The sequence below is a fragment of the Reinekea blandensis MED297 genome, assembly GCF_000153185.1.
GTDB lineage: Bacteria > Pseudomonadota > Gammaproteobacteria > Pseudomonadales > Natronospirillaceae > Reinekea > Reinekea blandensis.
The window spans coordinates 155,054-168,559 of sequence record NZ_CH724152.1; the positions used below are offsets into that span (position 1 = coordinate 155,054).

General features: G+C 52.0%; 13 protein-coding genes. 11 read left to right on the plus strand and 2 right to left on the minus strand.

All coding sequences use genetic code 11. The features are described 5' to 3' along the window. The 10 genes from MED297_RS21895 to MED297_RS12410 all read left to right on the plus strand — a co-directional run. Window positions 1-243, plus strand: a 243-nt coding sequence (locus MED297_RS21895; RefSeq protein WP_008045381.1) for an ectoine synthase, incomplete at its 5' end; no start/stop codon positions are given. 5 nt (window positions 244-248) lie between these two features. After that, window positions 249-1,688 carry an aspartate kinase gene (locus MED297_RS12370; protein WP_008045382.1) on the plus strand — a complete coding sequence of 480 codons (1,440 nt, stop codon included), beginning with the start codon at window positions 249-251 and terminating at the stop codon, window positions 1,686-1,688. Then, window positions 1,673-2,635, plus strand: coding sequence for a TPR end-of-group domain-containing protein (locus tag MED297_RS12375; RefSeq protein ID WP_008045383.1), 963 nt, complete (start codon window positions 1,673-1,675; stop codon window positions 2,633-2,635). The genes MED297_RS12370 and MED297_RS12375 overlap by 16 nt, the downstream gene beginning before the upstream one ends. A gap of 103 nt (window positions 2,636-2,738) precedes the next feature. Further along, a complete protein-coding gene (locus MED297_RS12380) occupies window positions 2,739-3,611 on the plus strand; it encodes a DMT family transporter (protein ID WP_008045385.1) in 873 nt (290 codons plus the stop codon). A gap of 97 nt (window positions 3,612-3,708) precedes the next feature. Continuing rightward, window positions 3,709-4,713: a nucleoid-associated protein gene (locus tag MED297_RS12385; RefSeq protein WP_008045391.1), complete on the plus strand. Its 1,005-nt coding sequence runs from the start codon at window positions 3,709-3,711 to the stop codon at window positions 4,711-4,713. Then, on the plus strand, window positions 4,713-5,597 hold the full coding sequence (locus MED297_RS12390; protein ID WP_008045393.1) for a PhzF family phenazine biosynthesis protein: 885 nt from the start codon (window positions 4,713-4,715) through the stop codon (window positions 5,595-5,597). The genes MED297_RS12385 and MED297_RS12390 overlap by 1 nt, the downstream gene beginning before the upstream one ends. A gap of 592 nt (window positions 5,598-6,189) precedes the next feature. Next, complete coding sequence (proV, locus tag MED297_RS12395; RefSeq protein WP_008045396.1) at window positions 6,190-7,386, plus strand: glycine betaine/L-proline ABC transporter ATP-binding protein ProV; 1,197 nt, start codon at window positions 6,190-6,192, stop codon at window positions 7,384-7,386. After that, a complete protein-coding gene (proW, locus tag MED297_RS12400) occupies window positions 7,383-8,456 on the plus strand; it encodes a glycine betaine/L-proline ABC transporter permease ProW (RefSeq protein ID WP_008045398.1) in 1,074 nt (357 codons plus the stop codon). The genes proV and proW overlap by 4 nt, the downstream gene beginning before the upstream one ends. Window positions 8,457-8,480: 24 nt before the next feature. Beyond that, window positions 8,481-9,467 (plus strand): glycine betaine/L-proline ABC transporter substrate-binding protein ProX, encoded by a 987-nt coding sequence (gene proX, locus MED297_RS12405; protein WP_008045399.1) that lies wholly within the window; start codon window positions 8,481-8,483, stop codon window positions 9,465-9,467. A 414-nt stretch (window positions 9,468-9,881) separates the two neighbouring features. Beyond that, on the plus strand, window positions 9,882-10,412 hold the full coding sequence (locus tag MED297_RS12410; RefSeq protein ID WP_237613443.1) for a tellurite resistance TerB family protein: 531 nt from the start codon (window positions 9,882-9,884) through the stop codon (window positions 10,410-10,412). A 39-nt stretch (window positions 10,413-10,451) separates the two neighbouring features. Here the strand turns inward: MED297_RS12410 and MED297_RS12415 are convergent, their stop codons facing one another. Beyond that, window positions 10,452-11,390 carry a LysR family transcriptional regulator gene (locus MED297_RS12415; RefSeq protein ID WP_008045401.1) on the minus strand — a complete coding sequence of 313 codons (939 nt, stop codon included), beginning with the start codon at window positions 11,388-11,390 and terminating at the stop codon, window positions 10,452-10,454. Window positions 11,391-11,454: 64 nt separating this feature from the next. Here MED297_RS12415 and MED297_RS12420 point away from each other — a divergent pair, with 64 nt between their 5' ends. Beyond that, entirely contained in the window at window positions 11,455-12,195 is a 741-nt protein-coding gene (locus MED297_RS12420) for a TSUP family transporter (protein ID WP_008045402.1), read from the plus strand. A 43-nt stretch (window positions 12,196-12,238) separates the two neighbouring features. Here MED297_RS12420 and MED297_RS12425 read toward each other — a convergent pair whose 3' ends face one another. Continuing rightward, window positions 12,239-13,288, minus strand: coding sequence for a LacI family DNA-binding transcriptional regulator (locus tag MED297_RS12425; RefSeq protein WP_237613444.1), 1,050 nt, complete (start codon window positions 13,286-13,288; stop codon window positions 12,239-12,241). Window positions 13,289-13,506: the final 218 nt, after the last annotated feature.

The following is a 13,506-nucleotide window of genomic DNA, read 5'->3' on the forward strand; positions in this document are numbered from 1 at the left end:
TACCAGAACCACTTAGAGTCGGTGTACTGCATCAGCGGTCGCGGAGAAGTGGAAACGCTGGCCGATGGTAAAAAGTACCCGATTGAGCCAGGCACCATCTACATTCTGGACAAGAACGATAAGCACATGCTGCGTGCGTTCGAAGAAATGAAGATGGCCTGTGTGTTTAATCCGCCACTGAACGGTAAAGAAGTACACAATGCCGACGGTGCCTATGAACTGGATGCTGAAACAATCGAGTAACCACTATGCATACTATTGAAAAAATCGGTGGCACATCGATGAGTGATTACGAGTCGGTGCGCGACAATATCATTCATAAACAGGCTCATGATGGCAATCCATACAATCGCGTGTTTGTTGTCTCAGCCTATGGTGGTATCACCAACAAATTATTGGATCATAAGAAATCCGGTCAGCCCGGTGTATTCAAGCTGTTTGCGAGCAGCATGGAAGACGACAGCTGGCTGGAAGCTCTGAACTCGCTGCGCAACGAGCTGTATCAGATTAACGAACAGCTGTTTGGGACAGAAGACGGGCTGCTGCAGAAAGCCAATACCTTCATTAACGATCGTCTGATTGACGCACAGAAATGCCTGCTCGATCTGCAGAGCCTGTGTCGTCACGGTCACTTTGCGCTGGATGCTCACCTGGATACGGTCCGTGAAATGCTGGCCAGTATCGGCGAAGCGCACAGTGCCTGGAACATGGCGACGCTGTTGCAGCGTGATGGCATCAATGCCTGTTTTGTCGACCTGACCGGTTGGCGCACGCAAACGCACATGACGCTGGATGAGCGTATTACCGAAGCGTTCAGCAAGCTGGATTTGACCCAGCAGATGCCGATCGTGACCGGGTATGCTCATACGGAAGCCGGTTTGATGACCTCATTCGACCGCGGCTACAGCGAAATGACTTTCAGTCGCCTGGCGGTATTGACCGGTGCGATGGAAGCGGTCATTCATAAAGAGTTTCACCTGTCCAGTGCCGATCCGCGCTTGGTAGGCGAAGACAATGCGGTACCGATTGGTCGAACCAATTACGATGTGGCGGATCAGCTCGCCAACCTCGGGATGGAAGCGATTCACCCGAAAGCGGCCAAAGGCCTGCGCCAGAGCGACATTCCTCTGCGTGTGAAGAATACCTTTGAGCCGGAGCACACCGGGACCTTGATTACCGGTGATTACGTCAGTGAGTCACCCTGTGTGGAAATCATTGCCGGCACCAAAGGTATTTATGCCATTGAGGTGTTCGATCAGGACATGGCTGGCCTGTTCCATACCTATGATCCGAAGATTGTGTCGGTGATTAAAGAGTACAAAGCGCATATTGTGTCGAAAGACATTAATGCGAACACCGTGACGCACTATCTGCAGACCAACCTGAAAACGATCAAGCGAATCCGCAAGAAACTGGAGACGCTGTTTCCGGAAGCGGAAGTGGATCAGAAGAAGGTGTCTGTGGTCTCCGCGATTGGCAGCGACCTTAAAATTAAAGGATTGCTGGCCAAAACCTCGAAAGCCATCGCCGATGCTGGTATAAGTATCTTGGCGGTGCATCAATGTATGCGCCAGGTTGACGTTCAGTTCGTGCTGGACGAAGATGACTACGCTGGTGCCGTGAAAGCGCTGCACGAATCATTGGTAGAGGTACACGATCATGGACGCGCTATATGTTTAGCCTCGTAAGCAGGCTGATTCTGACGGTTGTTCTGACTCTGAGTTCCATTGCATGGGCCGACGATGAACAACCGGATTCAACATCCCCAACTGCAACAACCCCAACATCTGAGACCGCTGACGCCGCTGAAGCTGTGGTCAATCAGCTTGATGAGCCGTTGTATACGCCCTTTGTTGAGCGCTATATGCTCGACGAACTTAAGAGTCTGCGTGCTGAAATGGCGGCGCAGAAGCATGAGCTGATGCAGCAGATTCTCGATCGCGAACTCAGTTCCGTCGATCGGGGCGTGGCATATGCCACGGATACCATCACCTATTTCTTCTATATCGTCGCTGCGGCGAGTTCCATCTTGGTGATTGTCGGCTGGACGTCCATCCGGGACATCAAAGAGCGGGTGCATTCGTTTGCCAACGAAGAAATCAATAAGCTGATCAACGAATACGAAGGCCGGCTGGCTAATATTGAGAAGCAGCTGCGCCTGAAAACGCAGGATATTGAGGAGAACCGGGAAGAAATTGAAGCGACCCGGGAAACGCACTCGCTGTGGTTGCGGGCTCAGCAGGAACAGAACCCATCCGGTAAGATCATGATTTATGATCAGATTTTAGCGATCAATGCGAGCGATGTTGAAGCATTGACCTATAAAGCCGACGCGGTGCTGGAGCTCAATGAACCACAATGGGCCATCAATCTGTGTAATCTGGCGCTGAGCATTGATGAAAACAATGTCCACGCGTTCTTCCAGTTGGCCTGTGCGCAAGCCACGCTGGGGTATTACGAAGAGTCGCTGAAGTACATCCAGGAAGCCTATCAGCGTAATGAAAACTACCGTGAACCGATCATGACTGACGTTCTGCTTGAGCCGGTTCGTGCGATGGATGAATTCAAGGAAATGTTCGGTCTGCAGTCGGAGTCCAAAAACACGGACGATCCGGCCAGTGAAGAATACGACTGAGCAGGCTTTGAGTTGAGTGATCATTAACCGGTGCAGACATTGTCTGCGCCGGTTTTTATTGCGCCGGTTTCCGTAACACCTTTTAGCCGAGATAAGATCTTTCATGGACTCCCACCAAGCCCGATACAGTCTGCTCGCAGCAATCGCGGCCATTTCTATGGCGACCATTGGCGTGTTTTCCCGCTTCAGCGGGTTGCCTTCCGAGACCTTGACGTTTTTCAGGCTCTTTATTGGCGCGTTATTGCTCCTGGCTTTACTAAGTTGGCAGCGTCGGGCGCTTATGCCAGGGCGAGCCGCCTGGATCGGCAGTTTGGTATCGGGTGGTTTTTTAGCCGGCTTTATCCTGTTCTATATTCAATCCATGAATCACACCACCATGGCGACCGCGATTTTCATGGTGTATCTGGGGCCGATTCTGGCCACGATACTTGCCTGGTTCTTTCGCGGCCAGCGCTTGTCGGCTCTGCAGTGGGGCTTGATGGTACTGGCCTTGTTTGGTTTTGTGCTCATGCAGCAGGGTTCGAACTTCAGTCTGAGTAATATCGGTGTGGTTTACGCCGCGCTGGCCATGCTCTGTTATGGCGGTTTTATCTTCGTCAATGGTGGCTTGCCCGTCGATGCCGAGCCAGTCGTGACGGCCTTTTGGCAGCTGTTGGCCGGGGCCTTGGTCATGTTGCCGATGTTGTTTTGGCGAGAATCGAACTGGGCATTCAGTGTTCCTGAATGGGGTTGGTTGTTCGTCGTGGGACTCTGGCCTGGCTTTATTGCGTTGTACGCCGCTATTGTCGCTTTGAAGCATCTGCCAACCGGTGTCTACGGCACCATCACCTATCTGGAGCCGGTGGCGGTATCGGTGTTTGGGTGGGTGATGTTTGCTGAGCTGTTGTCTGTTCAGCAGTTAATCGGCGGCGTGTTGATTGTTGGTGCCGGGGTTGGGCAGGCCCTGGCCCATTCGCGAATTCCCGCGGCGCACTGAAGGGCGCCTCTAAAACCAGTCGCCGGATTTTCCATGAACCGAAGCAGGCAATCGGGTAAACTGGGCGCCTTACTTCAGGTTATAGATCGGGTCTTTCATGTCACTTAAACACGCCATCGTCCATCAACTCATTCGCAATACCACGACCACCGCGCTGAACCTGCGTGACGACGAGCTGACGGTGGATGATCAGCTCACACACCTGATGACTCAGACCAAGACGGCATTCTATAACCGCAGCAGTAAGCAATACGGGCAGTTTGCCGAAGAGGCGGGTACCTTTAAGGCATTGGCTCAGCAATGGCAGGCTGGTTCGGTGAGTTTTACAACGCTGACCGAGCAACTCATGAAACAGCTGCAGCTGGATGTCGAGCAGCAGGAACTGGACATAGATGGTCACTGGTTTTTTGCCCATGAAACATTGGAAAGCAGTGAGAATCTCTGGTTTTTCCATTTAAAGCACAAAGACGGGTTGATGCTGACGCAGGCGATGGATTTGTCCGGTGCACGTCTGATTGATTTCGCCAAGTTGGGGTTTGGCGGCTATGTCGATCTGACCGCCATGGCCGCAAATGAACAGAAGTACCTGACGGTCAGTTTCGGGTTCGGTGACCGGTCTTTGCAATCGGCACTGCTGAACTTTGTGAACTTTGTCGACACCATTAATACGGCCGTCGATACCGAGCGGTTCCTGGAAATCGTGAAGGCCTACAGTGAAACCTTGCCCCAGGAAAAGGGCAGTAACTACCGTAAAAAAGCGGTGGAGTACTGCACCGAACAGGATAAGTTGGGCGAGACCGTGGTCGCTGATGAAATCGCCGTGGTACTGAAAGACGAGGTCGGAACCGACGGCCCGCAGACGTTGGCGTCCTACATGGAAGTGACACAACCGGAAGCCAAACGGGAGTTCATTCCTAACCGGGCATCACTGAAAAAATTTCAGCGTTATACCGGTAAGACCAAAGAGGTGTCGATCAGCTTCAGCAACGAAATTCTGGGTAAGAATGTGAATTTCGATCCGGCCAGTGAATCCCTGACCATTACTAACCTGCCGTCCAATTTATTGAAGCAGCTTAAGTCTGCAATCGGGGAGGAGGATTGATGCCACAGCCTTTTATCGTTGCTGACGTTTTTACTGATAAGCGGTTCGGCGGCAACCCGCTGGCGGTGGTGCTGGATGCCGATCGATTAACGACCGCTCAGATGCAGCAGATCGCCCGCGAGTTTAATTTTTCAGAGACCACCTTTGTCTGTGCACCGCAGCAAGGCGGTGACTATCAAATTCGCATTTTCACACCATCCAGTGAAGTCCCTTTTGCTGGCCACCCGAATATCGGTACGGCCTGTGTCCTGGCTGAGCATCTCGATGTGGTCTCCGGGTATTGCTTTCAGTTTGAAGAGCGCGCCGGGCGGGTACCGGTGACGGTTCGCCGAACCGGTAAGCTTTGGCAAGCGGAGCTGGTTGCGCCGGAGCCATTGCAGTTCGGTCAGGTGCATGACCCGGCATTGATTGCCGAGGTGCTTTCGCTATCGGTCGATGACTTGGCTTTGCAGACGCATTCACCTCAGATCACCAGTGTGGGTCTGCCATTCGTGATGGTCGAACTGAAAACGCATGACGCCTTGCAGCGAGCGCGGGTAAACACTCAGGCGTTGGACCGATTGTTGGCGATCGAGCCGAACCCGTTTTTACATCTGTACGTGAAAACCGCTGATGACGAAGTAGACGTTCGTACACGTATGTTTGCCCCGACCGACGGTGTACCAGAGGATCCGGCGACCGGCAGTGCAAACTGCGCACTGGCCGCGATGCTCGCGCAATATGACGCTGCAGACGAAGGCGAGTATCAACTGCAGATCGCTCAGGGTGACGAGATGGGCCGACCAAGCCGGTTGTTCACCACCATTACTAAGCAGGCAGGCATCGTCAGCGACGTGCGAATCGCCGGTAGCAGCGTTGTTTTCTGCGAAGGTCTCTTACGCTGAACTTGATCGGCTGTGGCTAATCGTTAGCCCCGCTGAAGATTAGTCGGTTTTCTCATCGCTATAAGCATGCTCGGGTCATGCTTTTCCGTTCTTCTGTTCTTCTCAACCTAAGCTTGCGGACTCCTATGAGTTCCTGAGTTGGTTGAGCATTCTCTCCAGATTTTCACCCTTGCAGTTCGACTTGATGTGCTGAGGCTATGCATGGGTGTGTCGATTTGGTGCAGTCAAACATAGGCTGAATGATCACGGTGCAAAATGCACTGAGAGTGATTGAGTAATAAATAAACGATCACATTGGCGAACTTAAATTATTTAGATGTAAATTGATATGGATAGCAGTTTTGCCTATTGAATCACGTAAATATTTACATTTTTTTAGACATCTAAGTATTGAAATTAGTAAGGATTGCCTTGAATTAGGATTTTGGCGCGGTTTTTGGTAATATGTCTGAAGTTGCTCTAAAAAATTCATCCATTTTTGTTTAGAGCCGTAAATATTATCATTTCTATGGATAATGGAATGCGTTTACCAGCGGCGATCAATGATCAGCTCCGCTGTGTATAGAGTTTGAATCTGCCGAAAGGGCGTTAGATGTCGACAAAACTTGAAGTCAAAAACCTGTTTAAGGTGTTTGGTCCAAACCCGGCGAAAGCGCTGACGTTGTTGGATCAGGGAAAAGAGAAAGACGAAATATTTGCCTCCACCGGAATGACGGTCGGCGTGAAAGACGCCAACCTGAGCATTCGCGAAGGAGAAATTTTCGTCGTCATGGGGCTGTCTGGTTCCGGTAAATCCACGCTGGTCCGATTGCTGAACCGGCTGATTGAACCCACGCGGGGTGAAGTCTTAATCGATGGTGAGAACATTCTGAACGTCAGCGATGAACAGCTGCGTGAAGTGCGTCGTCGTAAAATCGCCATGGTGTTCCAGTCCTTTGCACTTATGCCGCATATGAACGTCTTGGACAACGCAGCCTTTGGCCTGGAGCTGGCCGGGGTTGAGTTGGAAGAGCGTCACCAAAAAGCGCGTGAAGCGCTGGCACAGGTGGGCTTGGAGCCGCACGCGGAAAGTTATCCAGACGAGTTGTCTGGCGGGATGCAACAACGGGTTGGCTTGGCGCGTGCCTTGACCAATGACCCGGACATTCTGTTGATGGACGAAGCCTTTTCGGCGCTCGATCCGCTGATTCGCACCGAGATGCAGGATGAACTGGTTCGTCTGCAGTCCGAACATCAGCGAACCGTTGTGTTTATTTCCCACGATCTGGACGAAGCCATGCGCATCGGCGATCGCATTGCGATCATGCAAGGCGGTGAAGTGGTTCAGGTCGGCACCCCAGATGAAATTCTGCACAAGCCGGCCAATGAGTATGTCAGCTCCTTCTTTAAAGGCGTGGACGTCGCCAACGTCTTTGCCGCCAAGGACATTGCCCGCCGGTCGCAGGTTACGATCATCAAGAAAGATGCGAATGAGGGTTTGCGCACCGGTCTGCAGTTGTTGCGAGAGAATGATCGTGATTACGGCTACGTGGTTGAAAAAAATAACCACTTCCTTGGTGTGGTGTCGACCGATTCTCTGCATGAAGTGATTCAGAAAAAAGAACGCTTCGAGAACGCCTTGTTGAAAGACATCGAAGCAATTCCGGGGGAAACCCCGATCAGTGAAATCCTGGGCACCGTTGCTCAGGCAAGATGCCCGTTGCCGGTGGTTGGCAGTGAAGGCAAATATCTGGGCGCCATCAGTCGTGCCCGTCTCTTGGAAACACTGGATCGGGAGGGCACAGAATGACCGCATCAAATCCCTGGGCGACCCCTGAGTCGACCGAAAGCGATACCGCAAACAGCACCGTCGATACGCAAGCATCCGACCCATGGGGCGGAGCAGCCGATGCGGATGCCGGTAGCTTTATGTCTGCCGGCAACATGGACACTGACACGCCGTTCAGCTTGGCGGACCCGTTCGCCGATACGTTGATTCCCCTGCAGGATTGGGTTGAGACGTTTGTATCTTGGGTTGTCGGTAATTTCCGACCATTTTTCTCGCTGATTAAGGCGCCGATTGACGCCACACTGCAAGCGGTCGACGTCGCCTTTAATGCCGTACCGCCACTGATGATGGTGGCCTTGCTGGGCCTGTTAGCCTGGCAGTTGTCCGGGCGTAAAGTCGGCATTTGGACGGTTGTCGGAATGTTTGTTCTGGGTGCCGTCGGTGCCTGGGAAGAATCCATGACCACCTTGTCATTGGTCGTGACCTCAGTGCTGTTCTGTATGGTCATTGGTATTCCGACAGGGATCGGCATGGCGCGCAGTGATCGGGCCGCCCGCATTATGCGTCCGGTGCTCGACACCATGCAGACCACGCCGGCGTTCGTTTATTTGGTGCCGGTGGTGATGCTGTTCGGTATCGGTAACGTACCGGGTGTCGTGGTGACCATTATTTTTGCGGTACCACCGGTGATCCGGTTAACCAACCTGGGTATCCGTCAGGTACCGGAAGATCTGATTGAAGCGGCCAACTCCTTTGGTGCCGATTCAAAACAGATGCTGTTTAAAGTCCAGCTACCGCTGGCGATGCCGACCATCATGGCCGGTGTGAACCAAACGCTGATGCTGGGTCTGTCGATGGTGGTCATCGCTTCGATGATTTCGGTCGGTGGCCTGGGTCTGATGGTCTTGCGCGGTATCGGTCGACTCGATATCGGGCTCGCGACGGTCGGCGGCATCGGCATTGTCATTCTCGCCATCATTCTCGACCGTATGACGCAATCATTGGGTCAGGACGCTCGTGAACGTGGCACTCGTCACTGGTATCAGACCGGCCCGGTTGGTCTGATACTGAAGTTAACAAAGAAACAGTGAACTAACCCCTAACGAGGAGAAAGCATGAAACGTGTTATTGCTTTAACAACACTGGCCGCAGCGGTCAGTATCAATGTATCGGCCGACGGTCATCTGCCAGGTGAAGGCGTTGAAGTCGTACCCGTACAGAGCGCGATTGCTGAAGAAAGCTTTCAGACCATCGTCGTCAACAAAGCCCTGGAAGAACTGGGTTATGACGTTCAGGACATTCGTGAAGTCGACTACAGCGCCGGCTACACGTCCATCGCCAATGGCGACGCAACTTACATGGCCGTTAACTGGTTCCCACTGCACAATGGCATGTACGCCAATGCCGGTGGTGACGATGTTTTCTACCGTAAAGGTCACTACATCAGCGGTGCCGCTCAGGGTTACCTGATCGACAAAGCGACCGCCGATGAGTACGGCATCGACAACATCGAAGATTTCAAAGATCCTGAAATCGCGGCGCTGTTCGACACCAATGGTGACGGCAAAGCCGATCTGACCGGTTGTCAGGCAGGTTGGGGTTGTGAAGGTGTGATTGAACATCAGCTCGACGCTTTTGATCTGCGCGACACCATCAGCCACAACCAAGGCCAGTATGCTGCAATCATCTCAGACACCATTGCGCGTTATAACGATGGTGAGTCTGTGTTCTACTACACATGGACGCCTTACTGGGTTTCCGGCAAGCTGGTTCCGGGTGAAGACGTTGTCTGGTTAGAAGTTCCGTTCTCCGCAAACCCGAACGGTTCCGATACAGAACTGGCGAACGGCAAAAACTATGGCTTTGAAATCAACTCTGAGCGCATTGTTGCCAACAAAGAGTTCGCGATGGCCAATCCAGCCGCCGCTAAACTGTTTGAAGTGGCGAAGCTGCCGATCAATGATGTCAGTGCACAGAACGGTCTGATTGCCAACGGTGAAGATTCACAGGCTCAGATTGAACAGCACGCGGAAAACTGGATCAAAGCAAACCAGGATACGTTTGACGCCTGGATTGAAGAAGCGATGGCCGCAGCGAAGTAATCGTTGCCACGCCCGATCGTCTTTGATCGATAGTGTTAAGAGCCCCGTCTGATGACGGGGCTTTTTTGTTTCTGAGTTCACCACATTTGAAATGTGACGTTCGATGATATTTAAGGTGAAGTTGTCAAAAGTCCGCAAGTATCGACGGGGTCTTACGTCTAAAACGGTGCACCGAAGAGCGATGTTCATGTTAAACCGACGAGTTGCCAACTCAGAGTGTATAAATACTCGTTAATGTTTTAGATTCCAATCACACTTTTGCGTCTGGGTTTAAGGCTAATTCAGGTTGTGCTCGGAAACCCGTCATCATGCGATAAACTCCCTGCTTAGACGCTGGCACGTCGCCTATAAGTTCGGGACTATGACATAAATCGTCAGATGCGTGTCGCAAGGACAATTAATCAAAAGGAAAAAATGATGCATATTATAATCGGATTTCTCACGGCTCTTGCTTCGGTATTGTACGGTCTTGAAAGGCTAGGCATCGATATCGGATGGATTAACCCCTGGGCTTGGAACCGTAAACGTAAGTGGTTGAAACAGTTTAATGCCAATCCTGCGTTTAGTATTAAAAATCCATTGGAAGCGGTCGCGTTATTAATGACGGCAGTGGCAAAGGCAGATGGAGATATGTCCGCCGATGAGAAGTCCAAATTGTTGACTTTGTTTACTGTGAAGTTAAAGCAATCGGAAGAAGAGGCGAGTTCTTTATTGGGGTCATGCGTCTACCTTCTGAATCAAAATGACGAAATTCTTGTTAACCCCGAAAAAGTACTCACCCTCTGTCTACCTGAGTTCACTGAGGCCCAAAAGTCATCCACAGTTGATCTGCTTGACTCTATAGCCAATGTCGCTGGCCATCCAACAAGTACTCAAAAGCAGTTCATTGAGCGGGTCAAAAACAGCCTTTACCCCGAGGCTGAAACTGCTAGCGAGTGGGGTTGACAAGGGGGTGTACCAACGGCCCGACATAGTGATCCTGATTTACGCATTGACCAGCTCGGCGCTGTGCCGTTGTATGGCCTGATATACCAAGCGATACGCCTTATCCTTGAGAATCCCTTTCCGGCAGATCAACGAGCAAGGCCGGGTCAGTAAGGCGTTGGGTGCATTCACAATCAGTTCTGGCGTCAATCGAAAGCGCCGGCGCGCCGGCGCGATGACTCGGGCGACGCCTTCCGGAACCAGGGCGTGACCGCAGTTTTCCATGGCCAGACGGGCCGCCCCGACTGAGGACTCCAGTGTCCGCTCAGGGAGCAAACGCCACGATTTAAACGACGGTTGCAGCCATCGCCACATGGCTGAGTTTTCTTCGATGCAGGTGATCGGCAAGGTTTGCTGATCATCCTGCTGCCAGCGCTTAAAGCTATCCCGATGATGTCTGGATGTCACTATGGCCATGGGTTCGTATAGCAGCGGTTCGACCAGCAAGGCGGCGGTATCCTGCGGCGTGCCGGTGCAGATGCCCAACTGATAACGGCCGCGATTCAGTCGCTCAATGATGGTCGCCGAACGGTGACTGTGCACCTGAATGTTGATATCCGGAAACTCATTCTGTAAACGGGCGATCAGGCTTGCGCCCCAGGAAACCATAATCGCATCCGCCATGGCGATATCGAGCGAGAGTCGTGAGGGCGTTTGGATGCTGTGCAATACGTCGCTCATCTGAGCGTACAGGGGTTCGAGTTGTTCAAGCAGCGCAATGGCCTGCTCGGTCAGCTCGGCCTTGCGGCCATGAACCTGCAGCAGAGGGTAGCCGAGCTGGTGTTCCAGTGCCGACAATCGTTTGCTGAGTGCCGATTGGCTGACACGAAGCCGGCTGGCCGCTTCTGCCATGGTGTTGCTGTGCGAAAACACAATTAACGATTCAAGTTGATTCAACATGGCGACATCACTTTCCCATATGGAAACTAATATCATCATAACTTTCGCTTTTTGCAATGGTTAACAATGAGGATAGTGAGCAAAAACCGTTTGTGAGTGTGATATGACCCTTGTGTTGTCCTTGTTGGCCATCGCTTTGACCAGTGCATTATCCGGTATTCTGGGGATGGGTGGCGGCTTCATTCTGGCGGGGGTGCTGGCCCTGTTATTGCCATTGCCGGCGGCCATGTTTTTACACGCCATCAGCCAGTTTACGGCCAATGGTTATCGGGCCTGGTTGCAGCGACAACACATCGAATGGCGTGTTGTGCGTCATTATCTGTTCGGGCTTTTGTTAGCGGTCAGTGTGGTTGCCTTGCTGGCGGTTCAGTTGAATAAAAACTGGTTTTATCTGTTGCTTGGCGGGGTCGCGTTGTTCAGTCAGCTGGTTCCCAGAAGCCTGTCGCTGGACGCCACGAAACCTGCGCATGCGTTCACCGCGGGCCTGCTGGTCTCTGCGTTGCACATTCTTGTCGGGGTGGCTGGCCCGCTGCTGGACCTGTTTTTTCAGCGCACATCGTTGAGCCGGTTCCAGATTGTCGCGACCAAAGCCGCCACTCAGCTCTTGGGGCACCTCATGCGTATTCTGCTGATTTCGACCCTTTGGCAGGGTGATTGGCTGGGGACTGCCGTTGCCGGGCATTGGTTTGCAATGGCGATCCTGGTGGCGCTCATCGGTACGAATCTCGGAACGCGGTTGTTGCGGCTCATTAACGAGCGTCAGTTCGGACATTTCAGCCGAACCCTATTGTGTGTACTGGGCTGTCTTTATATCGGCAAAGGGCTGATCGGGCTTTATGCGTGACGGCAAACGCCAGCGTTTTTTTTCATATCACGATACCCGGGTTTTAATGGGTTTGTGGTTTCGCCCCCGCACTGCCGCGAACAATCAGCTGGGTGCGTAAGGTTTGCCTGATTGGTACGTCATTGGACGCCAGAATATCCAACATCATTTTCATGGCCTGACGACCAATGTCCTCTCTGGGCTGGTGTACCGTGGTGAGTTCAGGTTCGCAGTATTCCCCGAACTTAATGTTGTCAAAGCCCACCACCGAGACGTCTCCTGGTACTTTAAGGTCCAAATCTCTGGCCGCCTTGATGACACCAACGGCCATTTCATCATTGTGGCAAAAAAACGCAGTCGGGCGATCCTTCATTTGCAGAAGAACCCGGCCTTGTTGGTAGCCGGCACTGAAGCTGAAATCGCCTTGTCTTAGGTACTTTTCATCAAAATTGAGCTGTTTTTTACGCAAGCAGTTTAAAAAGCCCTGATGGCGATCTCTGCATATTGGGTTGGAAATTGGCCCGCTGATGCTGGCAATGTGCGTGTGCCCCATGTCCAAAAGATAGTCGATCGCCTTGCTTGCCCCCTTTTCGTTATCTACGTAAATGGTCGGCAGCTCCAAGTCGTCAAAATACTCACAGGCCATGACTAAAGGAAAGCCACTTTTGAGCTGACGATCTTTAACCAGGGTGTATGGAATTTCGGTGGTTAATAAAATAATGCCATCGGCCTGATTGGTTGGGACCAGGTCAAAATAGTCCTGAGCCCTTTTGGGGTCATGCGCTGAATCACCCAGAAGAACTTTGTAGCCAGCACTGTGCGCGACTTCCTCCAAACCCGAAATGACATCTGAAAAGAAAGGATTCGCGATGTCGGGCAAAATAACAACGATCGTTTTCGATTCGCTGCGACGCAGGCTTCTGGCTGCGGCATTGGGTGAGTATCCGGTTTCTCTTACGGCTTGCGCTACTTTGGCGCGTGTCGCTTCACTGACTTTTTCGGGGTTCGCTAAGGCTCGGGAAACTGTGGCGGTAGAAACACCGGCCACTCTTGCGACGTCTTTTACTGTAGGCATGGTGGTATTAGGTTTCTGGCGATTGCCCCATGTTAACACACAGATCTCCTCGGAATTATGATTCTAGATATAAACATGCAGCAGGTAGAAGCGGGCAATGCTTGAATAACTTAATCGATTACATTTTTAACAACAAGAACATAAATCAAAGTTTCTTGAGATACCGCAACTATTAGGGTTGTGGGTGTTTTGATTTGTATTCTCGTTTGCTGACAGCGTTTACTGGCCCAGTGACTTAGCGTTCAACGAGCGCGCGC

Excerpts from the sequence above, each read along its gene's own strand:
- MED297_RS12370 (WP_008045382.1), top strand. The coding sequence starts at position 249 with ATGCATACTATTGAAAAAATCGGTGGCACATCGATGAGTGATTACGAG.
- proW (WP_008045398.1), top strand. The coding sequence starts at position 7,383 with ATGACCGCATCAAATCCCTGGGCGACCCCTGAGTCGACCGAAAGCGAT.
- MED297_RS12415 (WP_008045401.1), bottom strand. The coding sequence starts at position 11,390 with ATGATGATATTAGTTTCCATATGGGAAAGTGATGTCGCCATGTTGAAT.
- MED297_RS12385 (WP_008045391.1), top strand. The coding sequence starts at position 3,709 with ATGTCACTTAAACACGCCATCGTCCATCAACTCATTCGCAATACCACG.
- MED297_RS12420 (WP_008045402.1), top strand. The coding sequence starts at position 11,455 with ATGACCCTTGTGTTGTCCTTGTTGGCCATCGCTTTGACCAGTGCATTA.
- proX (WP_008045399.1), top strand. The coding sequence starts at position 8,481 with ATGAAACGTGTTATTGCTTTAACAACACTGGCCGCAGCGGTCAGTATC.
- MED297_RS12380 (WP_008045385.1), top strand. The coding sequence starts at position 2,739 with ATGGACTCCCACCAAGCCCGATACAGTCTGCTCGCAGCAATCGCGGCC.
- MED297_RS12390 (WP_008045393.1), top strand. The coding sequence starts at position 4,713 with ATGCCACAGCCTTTTATCGTTGCTGACGTTTTTACTGATAAGCGGTTC.
- MED297_RS12375 (WP_008045383.1), top strand. The coding sequence starts at position 1,673 with ATGTTTAGCCTCGTAAGCAGGCTGATTCTGACGGTTGTTCTGACTCTG.
- MED297_RS12410 (WP_237613443.1), top strand. The coding sequence starts at position 9,882 with ATGATGCATATTATAATCGGATTTCTCACGGCTCTTGCTTCGGTATTG.
- proV (WP_008045396.1), top strand. The coding sequence starts at position 6,190 with ATGTCGACAAAACTTGAAGTCAAAAACCTGTTTAAGGTGTTTGGTCCA.